Origin of the sequence: Rhizobium phaseoli (assembly GCF_010668805.1) — a bacterium.
Lineage (GTDB): Bacteria > Pseudomonadota > Alphaproteobacteria > Rhizobiales > Rhizobiaceae > Rhizobium > Rhizobium phaseoli_A.
Window position 1 is genome coordinate 62,526 of record NZ_WUFT01000025.1, and the last position, 17,469, is coordinate 79,994.

Annotated in this window: 15 protein-coding genes; 11 read left to right on the plus strand and 4 right to left on the minus strand. The window is 58.8% G+C overall.

The genetic code is table 11. The annotated features are described in order from the left end of the window. Positions 1 to 125 precede the first annotated feature (125 nt). The 8 genes from hemE (at position 126) to GR197_RS28105 (ending at position 8,993) form a co-directional block, all read left to right on the plus strand. Positions 126 to 1,172 carry a uroporphyrinogen decarboxylase gene (gene hemE, locus GR197_RS28070; RefSeq protein WP_164015552.1) on the plus strand — a complete coding sequence of 349 codons (1,047 nt, stop codon included), beginning with the start codon at positions 126 to 128 and terminating at the stop codon, positions 1,170 to 1,172. Positions 1,173 to 1,174: 2 nt separating this feature from the next. Next, on the plus strand, positions 1,175 to 1,711 hold the full coding sequence (gene hemJ / locus GR197_RS28075) for a protoporphyrinogen oxidase HemJ (protein ID WP_164015554.1): 537 nt from the start codon (positions 1,175 to 1,177) through the stop codon (positions 1,709 to 1,711). A 197-nt stretch (positions 1,712 to 1,908) separates the two neighbouring features. After that, the gene (gene rho, locus GR197_RS28080; protein ID WP_204330430.1) at positions 1,909 to 3,174 is read left to right on the plus strand and encodes a transcription termination factor Rho; all 1,266 of its coding nucleotides are present in this window, start codon (positions 1,909 to 1,911) and stop codon (positions 3,172 to 3,174) included. Between the two features lie 195 nt (positions 3,175 to 3,369). Next, positions 3,370 to 4,680 (plus strand): tRNA uridine-5-carboxymethylaminomethyl(34) synthesis GTPase MnmE, encoded by a 1,311-nt coding sequence (gene mnmE, locus GR197_RS28085; RefSeq protein WP_164015556.1) that lies wholly within the window; start codon positions 3,370 to 3,372, stop codon positions 4,678 to 4,680. Positions 4,681 to 4,750: 70 nt separating this feature from the next. Then, positions 4,751 to 6,628, plus strand: a complete 1,878-nt coding sequence (gene mnmG / locus GR197_RS28090) for a tRNA uridine-5-carboxymethylaminomethyl(34) synthesis enzyme MnmG (RefSeq protein ID WP_164015557.1) — start codon at positions 4,751 to 4,753, stop codon at positions 6,626 to 6,628. Positions 6,629 to 6,653: 25 nt separating this feature from the next. Further along, positions 6,654 to 7,271 carry a 16S rRNA (guanine(527)-N(7))-methyltransferase RsmG gene (locus tag GR197_RS28095; RefSeq protein ID WP_164015559.1) on the plus strand — a complete coding sequence of 206 codons (618 nt, stop codon included), beginning with the start codon at positions 6,654 to 6,656 and terminating at the stop codon, positions 7,269 to 7,271. A gap of 19 nt (positions 7,272 to 7,290) precedes the next feature. Then, positions 7,291 to 8,085 (plus strand): ParA family protein, encoded by a 795-nt coding sequence (locus tag GR197_RS28100; RefSeq protein WP_164015561.1) that lies wholly within the window; start codon positions 7,291 to 7,293, stop codon positions 8,083 to 8,085. Positions 8,086 to 8,111: 26 nt separating this feature from the next. Beyond that, positions 8,112 to 8,993, plus strand: coding sequence for a ParB/RepB/Spo0J family partition protein (locus GR197_RS28105; protein WP_164015563.1), 882 nt, complete (start codon positions 8,112 to 8,114; stop codon positions 8,991 to 8,993). Between the two features lie 31 nt (positions 8,994 to 9,024). Here GR197_RS28105 and holA read toward each other — a convergent pair whose 3' ends face one another. The 3 genes from holA to leuS are packed head-to-tail and all read right to left on the minus strand — an operon-like array spanning position 9,025 to position 13,217. Beyond that, on the minus strand, positions 9,025 to 10,065 hold the full coding sequence (gene holA / locus GR197_RS28110; protein ID WP_164015565.1) for a DNA polymerase III subunit delta: 1,041 nt from the start codon (positions 10,063 to 10,065) through the stop codon (positions 9,025 to 9,027). A gap of 10 nt (positions 10,066 to 10,075) precedes the next feature. After that, positions 10,076 to 10,597, minus strand: coding sequence for an LPS assembly lipoprotein LptE (gene lptE / locus GR197_RS28115; protein WP_164015566.1), 522 nt, complete (start codon positions 10,595 to 10,597; stop codon positions 10,076 to 10,078). After that, complete coding sequence (gene leuS / locus GR197_RS28120; protein WP_164015568.1) at positions 10,587 to 13,217, minus strand: leucine--tRNA ligase; 2,631 nt, start codon at positions 13,215 to 13,217, stop codon at positions 10,587 to 10,589. Before leuS ends, lptE begins: the two co-directional genes overlap by 11 nt. A 202-nt stretch (positions 13,218 to 13,419) precedes the next feature. On the opposite strand from leuS, the gene GR197_RS28125 reads away from it, so the two are divergent. Both GR197_RS28125 and GR197_RS28130 read left to right on the plus strand, forming a co-directional pair. Continuing rightward, the gene (locus GR197_RS28125; RefSeq protein WP_164015569.1) at positions 13,420 to 14,079 is read left to right on the plus strand and encodes a YggS family pyridoxal phosphate-dependent enzyme; all 660 of its coding nucleotides are present in this window, start codon (positions 13,420 to 13,422) and stop codon (positions 14,077 to 14,079) included. A gap of 113 nt (positions 14,080 to 14,192) precedes the next feature. Then, positions 14,193 to 16,103 carry a propionyl-CoA synthetase gene (locus GR197_RS28130; protein WP_164015571.1) on the plus strand — a complete coding sequence of 637 codons (1,911 nt, stop codon included), beginning with the start codon at positions 14,193 to 14,195 and terminating at the stop codon, positions 16,101 to 16,103. Between the two features lie 156 nt (positions 16,104 to 16,259). Here the strand turns inward: GR197_RS28130 and GR197_RS28135 are convergent, their stop codons facing one another. Continuing rightward, the gene (locus GR197_RS28135) at positions 16,260 to 16,964 is read right to left on the minus strand and encodes a DUF1013 domain-containing protein (protein ID WP_007632151.1); all 705 of its coding nucleotides are present in this window, start codon (positions 16,962 to 16,964) and stop codon (positions 16,260 to 16,262) included. Positions 16,965 to 17,193: 229 nt separating this feature from the next. Here GR197_RS28135 and GR197_RS28140 point away from each other — a divergent pair. Beyond that, positions 17,194 to 17,469, plus strand: a 276-nt coding sequence (locus GR197_RS28140) for an acetyl-coenzyme A synthetase N-terminal domain-containing protein (protein WP_281409536.1), incomplete at its 3' end; no start/stop codon positions are given.

Here is a 17,469-nt window from a genome sequence, read left to right on the forward strand (position 1 = left end):
TTTGTTTTTTGCCAGCACGTGACAAATGGCATCGGCGGTGGATGGATTTTAATCCTTGATAGACACCGACTCTAAGAAATAGAAACCTTTTAAAATATCTTTGATTTTTTATAAGGAAGAAGCGCTTGAACGACACGCGCCGAAAGATCATGAGGGTTCTCGATGGCGAAAGCCTCTCCCCTCCGCCTCTCTGGCTGATGAGGCAGGCGGGACGTTATCTCCCGGAATATCGGGAGACGCGGACAAAGGCAGGAAGTTTTCTTGATCTTTGCTACACGCCCGATTACGCCGTCGAGGTGACATTACAGCCGATCCGCCGCTATGGCTTTGATGCGGCCATCCTGTTTTCTGATATCCTCGTCATCCCCGATGCCATGAAGCGGAATGTGCGGTTTACCGAGGGCCATGGCCCGGAGATGGATCCGATCGATGAAGACGGTATCGGCCGGTTGAATGGCGAAGCGGTTGTCGATTATCTCAGCCCGGTTCTGGAGACGGTGCGGCGGCTGCGAGAAGGGTTGCCAACTGAGACCACCCTGCTCGGCTTCTGTGGCGCGCCCTGGACCGTTGCGACCTATATGATTGCCGGACACGGCACGCCGGATCAGGCCCCTGCCCGTCTCTTCGCCTATAGGCATCCCCGCGCCTTCGAACATCTGCTGATGCTGCTTGCCGACGTCTCGGCCGATTATCTCGTCGCTCAGATCGATGCTGGCGCCGACGCAGTGCAGATCTTCGATTCCTGGGCTGGCGTTCTCGGCGAGAGAGAGTTCGAGGCGTTTGCGATCAGACCGGTTGCGCGAATGATCGCTTCCGTCAAATCCCAGCGGCCGCACGCTCGCATCATCGCCTTTGCCAAAGGTGCCGGCTACCAGTTGAAGACCTATCGTCAAAAAACGGGTGCCGATGCGATCGGCCTCGACTGGTCGGTGCCGTTGGCTTTTGCCGCCGAACTTCAGAAGGACGGACCGGTTCAGGGCAATCTCGATCCGATGCGCGTTGTTGCCGGTGGCAGGGCGCTGGAAGAGGGGATCGACGATATTCTGCAGTACCTCGGTCACGGTCCGCTAATCTTCAATCTCGGTCACGGCATTACGCCGCAGGCCGACCCCGAGCATGTGCGCCAACTGGTCGATCGCGTGCGGGGCGGCCAGATGCGGAGTGGGAAGTGACGATGGACAGACAGACCGATCGCCGGGCCGGCGCTTACGCCCGCCGGCGTGCGCATTTTGCGGTGGCTTTCTTCGCGCTATTGGCGGTCGGACTTTTTGCCTGGAACCCGGATAATCTCTATCTCTGGATCAAGGCGCTCCATATCATCGCGGTGATTTCCTGGATGGCTGGGTTATTCTACATGCCGCGGCTGTTCATCTATCACACCGATGCGGAACCGGGTTCGGTGCAATCGGAAACCTTCAAGGTGATGGAACGCCGGCTGCTTCGAATCATCATGACGCCGGCGATGATGTTGACCTGGATTTTCGGCCTCTACCTCGCCTGGTCGGTCTATGGATTCCAGGGCGGCTGGCTGCATGCCAAGATCGGCCTCGTCGTGCTTTTAACCGGTGTTCACATGTTCTTCAGCCGCGCCGTCAGAGCCTTCGAACGGGACGAGAACCGCCGCTCCGCACGCTATTGGCGGTTCATGAACGAGGCGCCGACACTGCTGATGATCGTCATCGTGATCCTGGTGGTGGTGAAGCCGTTCTGAAGCAAAATCAGCACCAGGTTAAATTTGCTTCATTTTAAGCAGCCCTCTTGCGGCGACGATTGCGAGTCGCTATTTTCCGCGCATCTCATCTACGTGGCATGTGTGTAGAGTTCAGTCGTTTGCGAGCCCTTCGCAGTACCGAATACGACCCAACATCGCCTTCCCCCTTCGAAATTGAAAAGAGTATTGGTCACTTCATGGCTGAAATGAAGCTTCAGGAACTTAAGAGCAAATCCCCGACGGATCTTCTGGCTTTCGCCGAATCGCTCGAGGTCGAGAATGCCAGCACGATGCGCAAACAGGAATTGATGTTTGCCATCCTCAAGATGCTTGCCAGCCAGGATGTCGAAATCATCGGCGAAGGCGTCGTCGAAGTGCTGCAGGATGGTTTCGGTTTCCTGCGTTCCCCCAATGCGAACTACCTGCCGGGTCCGGACGATATCTATATCTCGCCGTCGCAGATCCGCCGTTTCTCGCTGAAAACAGGTGATACGGTCGAAGGCCCGATCCGCGGGCCGAAGGAAGGCGAGCGTTATTTCGCGCTGCTCAAGGTCAACACCATCAATTTCGACGATCCGGAAAAGATCCGCCACAAGGTTCATTTCGACAATCTGACGCCGCTCTATCCGAATGAGCGCTTCAAGATGGAACTCGATATTCCGACATCCAAGGACCTGTCGCCACGCGTCATCGACCTGGTGGCGCCGCTCGGCAAGGGCCAGCGCGGACTGATCGTCGCGCCGCCGCGCACCGGCAAAACCGTGCTGTTGCAGAACATTGCCCATTCGATCACAGCAAACCATCCGGAATGCTATCTCATCGTTCTGCTGATCGACGAACGCCCCGAGGAAGTGACCGACATGCAGCGCTCGGTGCGCGGCGAGGTTATCTCGTCGACCTTCGACGAACCGGCTGTGCGTCACGTCCAGGTGGCCGAGATGGTCATCGAAAAAGCCAAGCGGCTTGTCGAACACGGACGTGACGTTGTCATCCTGCTCGACTCTATCACCCGTCTCGGCCGTGCCTACAACACGGTCGTTCCCTCCTCAGGCAAGGTGCTGACCGGCGGTGTGGACGCCAACGCTCTGCAGCGGCCAAAGCGCTTCTTCGGTGCAGCGCGTAATATCGAGGAAGGCGGTTCGCTGACGATTATCGCGACGGCGCTGATCGATACCGGCAGCCGCATGGACGAGGTGATTTTCGAAGAATTCAAGGGTACCGGCAACTCGGAAATCGTCCTCGATCGCAAGGTCGCCGACAAGCGCATCTTCCCGGCGATGGACATCCTGAAGTCCGGCACGCGTAAGGAAGATCTGCTCGTTCCACGCCAGGATCTGCAGAAGATCTTCGTGCTCCGCCGCATTCTGGCACCGATGGGCACGACCGATGCAATCGAATTCCTGATCGACAAGCTCAAGCAGACGAAGAACAATTCCGACTTCTTCGACTCGATGAATACGTAGTAGTTAGCCGGATTCATCTCGAGCGCGTCTATCGAAGTCGGTTTGATGCGTCTTAGGTGAACAGCGTTATCTTGGAACCGGCAGGCTTCCGGGGGGATGCATTCATGAGAGCTGGGGACATCGTCACGATGTCGCCAGCTTTTTCCATTTGAGAGAATCGATTGAGATTCCAACCGACCGAACAGCGATACGGCCATGGTGAATGATACGATATATGCGCTCTCGAGCGGGCCACCACCGTCGGGCGTTTCGATCGTGCGCATCAGCGGCCCGTCGACCCGGGATCTATTGACGAAGCTTGTCGGATCGGTTCCGGCAGGCCGATATGCGTCCTACCGAACGATTCGGACTCGTAACAACCAGCCGATCGACAACGGCTTGGTGCTGTTTTTTCCTGCCCCGCACTCGTTTACCGGCGAGGATGTTGCCGAGCTGCAGATCCATGGCAGCAAGGCCGTATTGGCGGCGCTGTTTCACGCCCTAGGCGATGTTGCAGGTGTGCGGATGGCGGTCGAGGGTGAATTCTCGCGCCGGGCTTTCGAAAACGGCAAACTAGATCTGGTCGAGGTCGAAGGGCTTGCCGATCTGATTAGCGCCGAAACCGAGATGCAGCGACGGCTTGCGATCGAACAGAGCGCTGGCGGGCTTTCGGCTATTTACGATTCGTGGGCGGAACGATTAACCCGGGCCCGGGCGTTGGTCGAGGCGGAACTTGATTTCCCCGATGAGGACGATGTGCCTGGGTCCGTGTCCGGTATGGTCTGGACCGACATGGAGTCGCTTCGGCGCGATATCGAACACCACCTGGCTGCGGCCTCGGCCGGCGAGGTTATCCGGGATGGTTTCAAGGTCGTCATAGCCGGCGCGCCGAATGCGGGAAAATCCAGCCTGATGAACGCCCTGGCACGGCGGGACGTCGCGATTGTGACTGAGATTGCCGGCACCACGCGCGATGTCTTGCAGGTCGATCTCGATATTGACGGCTACCTGGTCAAACTCTGCGACACTGCGGGCCTGCGGGAGGCGGAGGACCGGGTTGAAATAGAAGGCGTGCGTCGGGCTCGAGTTGCACTGAGTGACGCTGACCTCGTTCTGCTGCTCGTCGACATGGTCAACCCCGTCGTCCCCGATGACTTGGACCCGGCCTCGCCGCATGTTACGGTTGGAACCAAGAAAGATCTTGTTGATACGTCGGATCGCTATGATTTGCAGATCTCGACGGCGACAGGCGATGGCTTGCCGGAATTGCGACGGTTGATCGGTGGTATCGTTGCCGAGCGTTTTGGCGGTCTGTCCATGGCGATCCCCAGCCGGCAACGGCACAAGGATTCGCTGGCGAAATGTTTATCGGCACTGGACGCGGCAATTTCGGAAGCAGACGTGAGTCTTGAGTTGCGCACCGAGCAACTTCGAATTGCCGCCGAGTTTCTGGGCAGAATTACCGGCAGAGTAGATGTCGAGCAGTTGCTCGGCGTGATCTTCTCGGAGTTTTGTATCGGCAAATGATTCACGTGAAACGCTGAGGTTTATATGCGCCGGTTTCACGTGAAACGGCTGCCGGCTATGGAGTTGATACATGACTGATAATGTCTACGACGTGATTGTCATAGGCGGCGGCCACGCGGGGTCAGAGGCTGCCAATGCAGCTGCGCGCCTCGGCGCAAAAACCGCCTTGGTGACGCATCGACGCGACACGATCGGTATCATGTCGTGTAATCCGGCAATCGGCGGGCTTGGCAAGGGCCATTTGGTCCGCGAGATCGACGCCATGGACGGCCTGATGGGTCGTGTCGCCGATGCCGCCGGCATTCAGTTCCGGATACTGAACAGGAAAAAGGGCGCGGCTGTCCGGGGACCGCGGACGCAAGCCGATCGAAAACTCTATCGTCTGGCCATGCTGGCGGCGATCGAAGCGACAGCCGGTCTGGAGATCGTCGAGGGCGATGCATTCGACCTGGATGTGGTCGATGGGCGGGTGACCGGCGTCATCATGAAGGACGGTCGGACCTTCAGGGCACCGTCGGTGGTTTTGACGACCGGCACTTTTCTTCGCGGCCTTATTCATATCGGTTCGGAGAAGACGCCGGCTGGTCGTGTTGGGGAAGCACCGTCGCTCGGGCTGTCGTCGACATTGGCCAGGCTTGGATTGCGGCTGGGACGATTGAAGACGGGAACACCGGCGCGGCTGGATGGCAAGACCATCGACTGGCAAGCCGTTGGGCGCCAAGGTGCTGACGAGGAGCTGGTTCCCTTTTCCCTGATGACCGATGCTATCACCACCCCTCAGGTCGAATGCGGGGTGACCAGGACTAATGAAGCGACCCACCGGATCATCGTCGACAACATCATGCGATCGGCAATGTATTCCGGCCAGATCGAAGGCGTCGGGCCTCGCTATTGCCCATCCATCGAGGACAAGTTGGTCAAATTCGGCGAGCGGGATGGACATCAGGTCTTTCTTGAGCCCGAAGGTTTGGACGATGATACCGTCTATCCGAATGGCATCTCGACATCCCTGCCAGCTGAAGTACAGGCTGCATTCATCAAGACAATCCCCGGTCTGGAGATAGCGAGAATCATTCAGCCCGGCTATGCGATCGAATATGATCATGTCGATCCAAGAGAATTGACGCCGTCTCTCGAGGTCAAGCGGCTGAAAGGCCTATTTCTCGCCGGCCAAATCAATGGCACGACCGGCTATGAAGAGGCGGCCGCGCAAGGCCTGGCCGCTGGGTTAAATGCTGCGCTGCGAAGCAGCGATTCGGATCCGTTTCATTTTAGCCGTACAAATTCGTATATCGGGGTGATGATCGATGACCTCACCTCTCGTGGCATTACGGAACCGTACCGAATGTTCACATCGCGCGCCGAATATCGACTGACTTTGCGGGCTGACAATGCCGATGTACGCTTGACACCTCTTGCAATGCAGCTTGGATGCGTGAGCGGCGAACGAAGGCAGCGATTCACACGCTATCAAACCGAGATTGAAACAGGTCGGGCACTGTTACAGTCGCTGACGGTTACACCGACAGAGGCGCGACACGCGGGTTTGAACATCAATCTCGACGGCCAGCGACGAACTGCCTATGATCTGCTCTCGTATCCGAATTATGATTTCGATGCCCTTCGAAACGTTTGGCCCGAGAAGTTCGGTGCGATTACACCTAAGGTTGCGGAAGCATTGGAAATCGAAGCGGGTTATTCCGTTTATTTGGATCGGCAGGCCGCAGCGATTACCGATCAGCAGCGCGATGAAGAACGGCACATACCGGCCGATTTCGACTATGCCTCGCTCTCTGGCCTCTCGAACGAGCTTAAGGCAAAGCTTGGTGCTGCTCGCCCCTTTAACATTGCCCAGGCTGCAATTGTTGAAGGCATGACCCCGGCGGCGATCGCATTGCTGCTCGTGCACTTACGTCGACGCCAGCCTTCCTCGCGCCATAGTGCCTGACGACAAGATTTGAGAGTCTTTCAGAATGGAATTAAACGGTTTGCGTGTTTCACGTGAAACACAGGAACGGCTGCAGCATTTTGCGGCGCTCTTTCAAAAGTGGGCAAAGACCATCAATTTGGTGGCGCCGTCCACGCTCGGTGATCTCTGGGACCGGCACATTGCGGACAGTAGCCAGGTGTTTCAGATCCATCCCAAGCCGACGACCTGGATCGACCTCGGGAGTGGAGGTGGTTTTCCGGGCGTTATCACGGCGATCTTCCTCGCCGAATTCCAAGACGGATGGGTGCATCTGGTCGAAAGCAATCACAAAAAGGCAGCCTTCCTCAGAACAGCACTGCGGGAAACACATGCCCGAGGGAGCGTGCACAGCATCCGAATCGAAGATGCGCATGCGGAGATCGGCGGATGCGGGGCTATTTCAGCTCGGGCACTCGCCGACCTCGACGGTCTAATGGGATATTCCGCCCCGTGGATGTTGGATAAGGAAGACTGCCGCGGCTTTTTTCATAAAGGCCGGGATTACCTGAGGGAAATCGACAAAGCGCGTGGTCGGTGGGAATTCGATCTGTTAGAACATGGAAGCGCCGTCGAGCATGAATCTGTTGTTTTGGAAATATCGAATCTCCGGCGCTTGGTTTAACAGATCGGATAGTGTGGCAATGGCTGGCGAACGACACCGGATTATTACCATCGCAAATCAGAAGGGTGGGGTTGGCAAAACGACCACCGCAATCAATCTGGCGACGGCGCTTGCTGCTATCGGCGAGCGCGTCCTGATCATCGATCTCGATCCGCAGGGCAATGCCAGCACAGGCCTCGGTATCGACCGTCGCGATCGCAAGCTCTCCTCTTATGACCTGATGATTGGCGAACGGGGGATAACTGAGGTGACGCTCGAGACCGCCGTACCGAATCTCTCTATCGTTCCTTCGACGATGGATCTTCTCGGTGTCGAGATGGAGATCTCGCAGCAGAGCGATCGGGTGTTCAAGTTGCGCAAGGCCCTGACTTCGCCCGAGGCACAGGCGTTTTCGTATATTCTTCTCGATTGCCCGCCTTCGTTTAATCTGCTGACGATGAATGCCATGGCTGCCGCGCATTCGGTGTTGGTGCCGCTGCAATGCGAATTCTTTGCTTTGGAGGGGCTGAGCCAGTTACTTGAGACCGTCAGCCAGGTTCGACGGACGGTTAACCCGCGCCTGGATATTCAGGGAATCGTCTTGACGATGTTCGATGCGCGCAACAACCTCGCCCAGCAAGTGGTCAATGATGTACGCACTCATCTCGGGGAAAAGGTTTACCACACGTTAATTCCGCGCAACGTGCGGGTTTCCGAGGCGCCATCTTACGGCAAGCCGGCCATTCTCTATGATCTGAAATGCGCGGGCAGCCAGGCCTATCTGCAGCTCGCCTCGGAGGTCATCCAGCGCGAGCGCCAGAGACTGGCCGCGTGATTATCATTTCAGGGGTAGTTTAGATCATGAATGACGATGTATCGAAAAGGCGATTGGGCCGCGGCCTTGCGGCTCTAATTGGTGAAATGGATCAGCCTGTCCCGGTTGAGGCTGACCGGACGATCAGTGCCGACAGGATGATCCCGATCGAATTCGTCAGCCGCAACCCCCGTAACCCTCGTCGTTTCTTCGATGACGCCGAACTGCACGATCTTGCCAGTTCCATTCGTCAACACGGTATTGTTCAGCCGATAGTCGTGCGGACGATGGACCGCGATCGCTATGAAATCATCGCCGGCGAGCGACGCTGGCGAGCCGCCCAGCTTGCCGGGCTGATTGACATTCCGGTCATTGTCCGCGACGTAGACGACAAGACGGCGCTAGAGATCGCCATTGTCGAAAACGTACAGCGCGCGGATCTCAATGCTCTCGAGGAGGCATTGGGCTATGAGCAGCTTATTGCTGAGTATGGTTATACGCAGAACGACCTTGGCGAGATTATCGGCAAAAGCCGCAGCCACGTAGCAAATTCGTTGCGCCTGTTGAAGCTGCCCGATCCGGTTCGCGACCTTCTGGCCGCCGGCAGTCTGTCGGCCGGTCACGCTCGAGCGCTGGTTTCGACGCCTGACCCGACGGGTCTAGCCCGTACGATCGTTGCCAAAGGCATGTCGGTGCGCGACGCGGAAAAGCTGGCGCAGAACAATATCAAGGCACAATCGGAGCCACAGCTGGCAGCCTCTCGGCGAGATCAGAAGGATTCTGACACGCTGGCCTTGGAACGGACCCTTTCCGATGCGCTCGGTCTCGATGTTGCGATCAGTCACAAGACCAGCGGCGGCCAGATCAAAATTTCCTATAAGTCGCTGGAGCAACTCGAAGAAGTCTGCCGTTTGCTCGAGAGACGGTAATGCATATTGCCCGGAATTCCGGAATAGCGCATTAGGCAGATTTACGTCCTGATTGTAGGGTGGTGGAGAGAAGCGTTTGCATCGCAACGCTGTCCTCCAGTATCTGTCGCCGTCGGCTCTGCAAGATCGCGGCCTGCAGACGATTGGATTCACGAGCAATGCTTTCCGCTGTCCATTGGCGCAGCGCCTGTTCTATGATCGGCTTGCGGCGGAAATGCAGATGACGACCCATGGTCTGCATGATCTGGGGAGCCTGCAGACGTTTTTCCTCCATTTCGGCGCGCATCGTATCGAGAAGCTGAAACTGTTTCAGGCATGCCTGAAGCACGAGAAAGATTGCGGTTTTCGAGCTGCTGATTTTCTGCATGGCGTGCAGAAAGCCATTGAGATCGCCACTCAGGATCGCGTCGACGGCATCGTCAACGGAGATCGCACTGGCATCACCGATTATTTCGGTAACGTGATGTTCTTCAACCGTATCGAAGCCGCGACAATAAAGCGCAAGTTTGCGCACCTCGTTGCGTGACGCGATGCGGTCACCGCCGATCAAGCCGATCAGCGCCTGGCGCGCAGCTGGCGTGATGCCGAGCTTTTCCGCGCCGAGTTCGGCGTCGATCAGGGCATTCAGGGCACGGCTATCATCGGCGTAAGACGGGATCGTCATGATCGATCGCGCGGTTTCAGCCGTCTTTCGTAGCAGGGAGCCCTTCTTCAAGTCACCAGCTTCGACAATCAGATGGGCGGCTTCAAGTGGCTTTTCAGCCAGCAGCGCCAGGGGATCGGCAAGATATTTTTCATTGGCGGCGCCGCGAATCCAGATCAGTTTTTCACCGCCGAACAGCCCGATAGACTGAGCTTCGTCGAGCAACCGTCCCGGATCTTTCTGCAGGTCGCCGATATCGAGTTTGGTCAGCGAAAACGGATCATCGAGAGCGACACCAGTCTTGCCGGCAAGCAGAGCAGCACGCTCAGAGACGAGGCCTCGGTCCGGCCCGTAAATGACGAATATCCGATAGTTTCGTGCCGATTTCTGCAGGAATGTTTCGAATTCGTGGGATTTTATCTCCGCCACATCACCGCCCTCAGCGGCTGAGGGCAGCGGCGATATCGGCTCCCACGAATTCCGCCACCTGATCGGCCGCGCGGTTCTCGGCATCACGGGTCGCCCGCTGCTTGGCGAACTGCTGGTCGGGGAAATCCACTAGCGCCGTGGTCGCGCGGCTGCCGGCCTTGATGACGCGATTGTCGGCGGCTGCGCGTAGCGTATAGGTGACGCTGACGGTCACACGACCGGCTCGCGAGGTATCGGCCGAATCCTGAAGCAGCGTATCGGCGACAGACGAAGTGGTGTGCATTTCGACCAGATATTCCGGTTTTTCAGGTTCGCCGGCACCACGTGATGCCATGAAGATCAAGTGATTGCGGACCTGCTGCTCGATCCGGCTGCCTGCCGGGGAAAAGCCGACCGAGGAAAGCTTTTCGGTAAGACCGGAATTTTCCGAGTAAAGCGGCCGAACCTGGCAGGCGGAGAGAAAGGCCGCGGAGGCAAGGATCATGGCGATGCCGGCATTGCGGACCAGCTTGCAAGCGATATCAGACGACAATGTTTACAATCCTTTGGGGAACCACGATGATCTTCTTCGGTGCCTGTCCGTTCAGCGCGTTCTTCACCGCGTCCAGCTCCAGCACGGCGGCGGTGACGGCATTCTGATCTGCGTCGCGAGAAATTGTCAATTCAGCGCGTTTTTTGCCGTTGATCTGTACGGGCAGGACGACATCATTTTCGATGACGATCGTTTCGTCGTATCGCGGCCAGTCGGTTCGGGCAAGCAGCCCTTCATTGCCGAGTGCCGTCCAGCATTCTTCAGCCAGATGCGGGGTCATCGGCGCGACCAGCTGGATCAGGATCTCGGCGGCATCACGCACCGCCGCGCGGTAAGTGGCATCACCCCCACCCGCCGCAACCTCGGTCATCGGCGCAGCCAGCGCGTTCACGAGTTCATAGATCCGGGCGACCGCCTTGTTGAACCAGAGCTTGTCATAGTCGTTTTCGACAGCCTTCAGCGTCTTGTGAGCGGTCTGCGAGATCGACAGCGCGTCCCCCTCGGTTGCCGGTGCAGGGGCGACGGTCGAGAGTGCCTCCGCGGCTTCCGAAATCAACCGCCACAGACGTTGGGTGAAACGGTGGGCGCCTTCGACGCCGGCCTCGGACCAGATGACATCACGCTCCGGCGGCGAGTCGGACAGAACGAAGAAACGGGCGGTATCGGCGCCATAAGAGGCGATGATATCGTCGGGGTCGACGACGTTCTTCTTCGACTTCGACATCTTCTCGATCGAGCCGATCGCGACTTCTTCGTTGCTCGTCAGCAGGAAAGCCCGGCGTTTACCGTCAAGCTCGTCAATGCGGATATCGGCCGGTGCCACCCACTCGCGGCCGGCGCCGGCGCTGCGGCTATAGGTTTCGTGGACCACCATGCCCTGGGTGAACAGACCCTTGAAGGGTTCGGTGGCGGCAACATGGCCGGTCTCGCGCATGGCGCGGGTGAAGAAGCGCGAATAGAGCAGATGCAGGATCGCGTGCTCGATGCCGCCGATATACTGGTCGACCGGCAGCCAACGGTTAGCCGCCTCAGGATCGGTCGGGTTTCCCTCCCAGGGGGCGGTAAAACGGGTGAAATACCAGCTCGAATCGACGAACGTATCCATCGTATCCGTCTCTCGGCGGGCGTCCTTGCCGCAGGTCGGGCAGGAGACGTGCCGCCAGGTCGGATGACGGTCGAGAGGATTGCCCGGCTGGTCGAAGGTGACGTCGTCAGGCAGCTTGACCGGCAGGTCCTTCTTCGGTACCGGCACGACGCCGCAATCATCGCAATGGATGACCGGGATCGGGCAGCCCCAATAACGCTGCCGGGAAATGCCCCAGTCGCGCAGACGGAAATTGACCTTGCGCTCGCCCTGCGGCGTATTGCCGAGCGAAGCGGCCGACAGCCGGTCGGCCACGATATTGAAGGCTTCCTCGGTCGTCTTGCCGTCGAGGAAGCGCGAATTGATCATCACGCCTTCGCCGTCATAGGCGGTGTCGCCGACAGAAAAGCTTGCCGCATCGCCATCCCTCGGCATAACGACAGGCACGACCGACAGGCCATATTTCCGAGCAAAATCAAGGTCGCGCTGGTCGCCGGAGGGGCAGCCGAAGATCGCGCCCGTGCCATAATCCATCAGGACGAAATTGGCGATATAGACCGGCAGCTCCCAGGCGGGATCAAGCGGATGCCGGACGCGGATACCGGTATCCATGCCCTTCTTCTCGGCGGTCTCGAGGGCGGCCAATGACGTGCCGGCGCGGCGGCACTCCTCGCAGAAGGCTTCGATCTCCGCGTTCTTGGCGGCGGCATCCTTTGCCAATGGATGATCGGCGGCAATTGCCAGGAAGGAGGCGCCGAAGAGCGTGTCCGGCCGGGTCGTGTAGACGGTGACTTCGCTTTCGCCGGCAGGTGCCGTTTCCGGCACGATCTCCCAGCGGATCGCCAAACCTTCCGAGCGGCCGATCCAGTTCTTCTGCATCAGGCGTACTTTTTCCGGCCATTGGTCGAGCGTATCCAGCGCGTCGAGCAGATCCTGGCTGAAATCGGTGATCTTGAAGAACCATTGCGTCAATTCGCGTTGTTCGACCAGCGCACCAGAGCGCCAGCCGCGACCGTCGATCACCTGCTCGTTGGCGAGCACGGTATTGTCGACGGGATCCCAGTTGACCTTCGACTGCTTGCGATAGACCAGACCCTTCTCCAGGAAATCCAGGAAGAGATGCTGCTGATGCTGGTAATATTCGACATCGCAGGTGGCGAATTCGCGGCTCCAATCCAGCGACAGCCCCATGGCCTTCAGCTGGGCCTTCATGGAGCCGATATTCTGATAGGTCCAGGAGGCCGGATGCACGCCGCGCTCCATGGCGGCATTTTCCGCCGGCATGCCGAAGGCGTCCCAGCCCATCGGATGCAATACGTTGTAGCCGCGGGCGCGTTTGTAGCGGGCAACGACGTCGCCCATGGCGTAATTGCGGACATGGCCCATATGAATGCGCCCCGACGGATAGGGGAACATTTCGAGGACGTAATATTTTTCGCGCGGATCTGAATTGTCGGTCTCGAAGACCTTGTCTTCATTCCATTTCTGCTGCCAGCGGGGCTCGGCGTCGCGCGGATTATAACGTTCGGTGGCCATGGTATTCGAAATTCCGGAAAATCAGGGGAGGTTGGTCGAGACCTTCACCATGAAACCACCGTAGCGTCAAGTTTTGCAGGCGTTGCAAGCGGCCGATCTTCATCTCGGCTCAAGCGATTTCGCGGGAGCGGGTCTTGGCAAGCACAGATTGGCTGGTTAGTTCATTGCCAATCCTTTCATGCTGGTATGTCGAGGCAGAACGATGGAACTTCAAGAGCGCTTGAACGACGTGCGGTTGCGGATTGCGGCTGGGGAACGCCAGGCGGATCGTCTGGCTGGTTCCGTCCAGCTCGTCGCGGTGTCGAAGACCTTCGAGGCGGAGGCGATCCGCCCGGCCATCGACGCCGGGCAGCGCGTCTTCGGGGAGAACCGGGTGCAGGAAAGCCAGGGCAAATGGCCGGCGCTGAAGGCCGAGCGGTCGGATATCGTGCTGCATTTGATCGGACCGCTGCAGTCGAACAAGGCGGCGGATGCGGTGGCGCTCTTCGATGTCATCGAGACGGTGGACCGGGAAAAGATCGCCCGCGCGCTTGCCGAGGAAATGAAGCGGCAGGCCAAGACGACGCGGCTCTACGTCCAGGTCAATACCGGGCTCGAACCGCAGAAGGCCGGTATCGCGCCTGACGACACGCCAGCTTTCGTCACCTTCTGCGGCGAAGAGCTGGGTCTTTCCATCGAGGGTTTGATGTGTATTCCGCCGGCCGAGGAAAATCCCGGACCGCATTTCGCCCTGCTGGCAAAGCTCGCGTTCAAATGCGGCGTCGAAAAACTGTCCATGGGCATGTCGGGCGACTACGAGACGGCAATCGCCTTCGGCGCCACCAGCGTGCGCGTTGGATCGGCGATTTTCGGGGCGCGCTAAAGCAGGCCCGGCCCGTCCTAAAGTCAACCTGTTCCGATACGCTGCTTTGGTCGGGCTTCCCGTCCCGCCCTCCCCCGCTTAGATTGAGGCTTGCATGTCCTGGGGAGGAGAAGATGCAGAGCGGCTATCATCAGGCCTATGCGGCTTGGAAACGCGACCCTGAAGCTTTCTGGCGCGAAGCAGCCGACGATATCGACTGGTTCAAACCGCCTGAACGAGTATTTTCAGCCGACGAAGGCGTCTACGGCCGTTGGTTCTCAGGAGCCGAAACCAATACCTGCCACAATTGCCTGGACCGGCATGTGGCGGCCGGGCGCGGCGGCGAGACGGCGGTGATCTTCGACAGTGCGATGACCGGCGAGAAGCGCCGTTTCAGCTACGACGAAGTCCTTGACGAGGTGAAAGCCATCGCCGCGACACTGATCGACCTTGGCATCGGTAAAGGCGATCGTGTGATCCTCTATATGCCGATGGTTCCACAGGCGGTGTTTTCAATGTTTGCCTGCGCCCGCATCGGTGCCGTTCACTCGGTCGTCTTCGGTGGCTTTGCCGCCAGCGAGCTTGCGGCCCGTATCGATGATTGCGGTGCGAAGCTGGTGATCACGGCGAGCTGCGGGCTCGAGCCTGGCCGCATCGTCGCCTACAAGCCTCTGGTCGACCAGGCGATTGAGATCGCGCATTCGAAGCCGGAGCGCTGTCTGGTGCTGCAGCGGCCAGAGCTTCGGGCAGATCTCGCCGGAGGTCGCGACCAGGATTTCGACGCGGCGGTAGCGCGGTTTCGCGGCGCCGAGATCGCCTGTGTTCCGGTCAAGGCGACCGACCCGCTCTACATCCTCTATACCTCGGGCACCACCGGCCAGCCGAAGGGCGTCGTGCGCGACAATGGCGGCCATCTGGTTGCGCTCAACTGGTCGATGCGGAATATCTACGGCTTGAAACCGGGTGAGGTCTTCTGGACAGCTTCGGATATCGGCTGGGTCGTCGGGCACTCCTACATCGTCTATGCGCCGCTGATCTCGGGCGTCACCACGGTGATCTATGAGGGAAAACCGGTCGGCACGCCGGATGCCGGCGCGTTCTGGCGCGTTGTTTCGGAACATCATGTGCGGGTGCTGTTCACCGCGCCGACGGCGTTCCGCGCCATACGGCGGGAGGACGGTGACGGTGAACTGATGCGGCAGTATCCGATGCCGGATCTGCGGGCGCTGTTTCTCGCCGGCGAGAGGGCGGACCCGGAGACGCTGAAATGGGCAGAGCGCATGCTCGCGATCCCCGTCATCGATCACTGGTGGCAGACGGAGACCGGCTGGCCGATCGCAGCCAATCCGCTCGGCCTCGGCGCCCTTCCCGTCAAGCATGGTTCGCCGGCGCTGCCGATGCCCGGCTATGACATTGCGGTGCTCGACGATGCGGGCCATTCGATCGAGGCGGGGACGCTCGGCAATATCGTCGTGAGGCTGCCCCTGCCGCCCGGCTGCCTGCCGACCCTCTGGAATGCCGACGAGCGTTTCCGATCGGCCTACCTCGACGAGTTTCCGGGCACCTACAAGACCGCCGACGCCGGTTATATCGACGAGGATGGTTATCTCTTCATCATGTCGCGCACCGACGACATCATCAATTGTGCCGGTCACCGGCTCTCGACCGGGGCGATGGAGGAAGTCTGCGCCCGCCATCCCGATGTCGCCGAATGCGCGGTGATCGGTGTGATCGATACGGTAAAGGGTCAGGTGCCCTGTGGTTTCCTGGTGCTGAAACGGAATGTTTCCCGAGACATGACGGCAATCGAATCAGAGGTCGTGGGGATGATCCGCGATGCGATCGGACCTGTCGCCGCCTTCAAGATGGCCGTCATCGTCAACCGTTTGCCGAAGACCCGCTCCGGCAAAATCCTGCGCGGCACGATGCAGAAGATCGCTGATGGCATACCCTGGAAAATGCCTGCAACCATCGATGATCCAATGGTTTTAGAGGAAATTTCCGAGGCGCTGCGCCAACGTGGTCTCGGTTCGCTGCCGATGTGAATCGCTGCAGACGCAGCAGCAGCTTGCCGTCCAGTCGTTCTCGATCGCCAACAGCTCGGCGCAGAACATCGCAACCCTGTTCCGCTGCCAATTCGAAACAGACAATCCGCAACAAAAAACCCCGCCGGTCAGCTCATACCGGAGATAATCGATGTCTCAGTACTGATCGTCGTCTTCGTCCTTCGGCGCCGAGCGCAGCGAACTCAGCTTGCGGAAGACGGCATCGGCGTCGATTTCCTTTTCCTTTTCCTCCTCGCGCTCGTAGCTCGGGGTCAGGCGCTCGGTTTCCTGAGCCGATTGCAGCGTCGCGCCGAGCTCGGCGGCGGTCGGCAGCGGTCGGCCCTTGGAAGCCTTTTCCACTTCCATGTCGAGATCGATCTGGCTGCAGAGGCCGAGCGTCACCGGATCCATCGGCGCCAGGTTGGCGGAGTTCCAGTGGGTGCGCTCGCGGATCTGCTCGATTGTCGATTTCGTGGTGCCGACGAGGCGGGAAATCTGTGCGTCCTTCAGCTCCGGATGGTTGCGAACGAGCCAGAGAATGGCGTTCGGGCGGTCCTGACGCTTGGAAACCGGCGTATAACGCGGGCCGCGGCGCTTGGATTCCGGCACCCGCACCTTCGGTTCGGAAAGCTTCAGCTTGTGGTTCGGATTGGCTTCGGCGCGGGCGATCTCGTCGCGGGACAGCTGTCCGGTCGAGATCGGGTCGAGGCCCTTGATACCCTGCGCCGCTTCGCCATCGGCGATTGCCTTGACTTCGAGCGGATGCAGTTTGCAGAACTGCGCGATCTGATCGAAAGACAGTGCCGTATTGTCGACGAGCCAGATGGCTGTCGCCTTCGGCATGAGCAGTGTTTGAGCCATGGATATAGTCCTTCTATCGTCCGCGCCGGTCGCGGTCCGTGGATTGTCACCACAATGTCCGGGAAATATGCCGCTATATAACCGCACTGTCGCAGAATTGCAATTCTTCCGAAATCAAATGACCTTTGTCTAATTGCCGTGGCGATCCGAGCTGCTATGAATTGCCGTGATTTGAAACCGGGCCCTAAAACTCACCTGGCCCGTCGCATGTCCCATGAGGAGGAGTTGCATGTCGGAGAAGATCTATCCGGTCACGAAGCCGGTGAAGGCGCGCGCCCTGATCGATAAGGAAAAGTACCTGAAATGGTACGAGGAAAGCGTCGAGAACCCCGACAAATTCTGGGGCAAACACGGCAAACGGATCGACTGGTTCAAGCCCTATACCAAGGTCAAGAACACGTCCTTTACCGGCAAGGTCTCGATCAAGTGGTTCGAGGACGGCCAGACCAACGTCTCCTACAATTGCATCGACCGCCATCTGAAGACCAATGGCGACCAGGTGGCG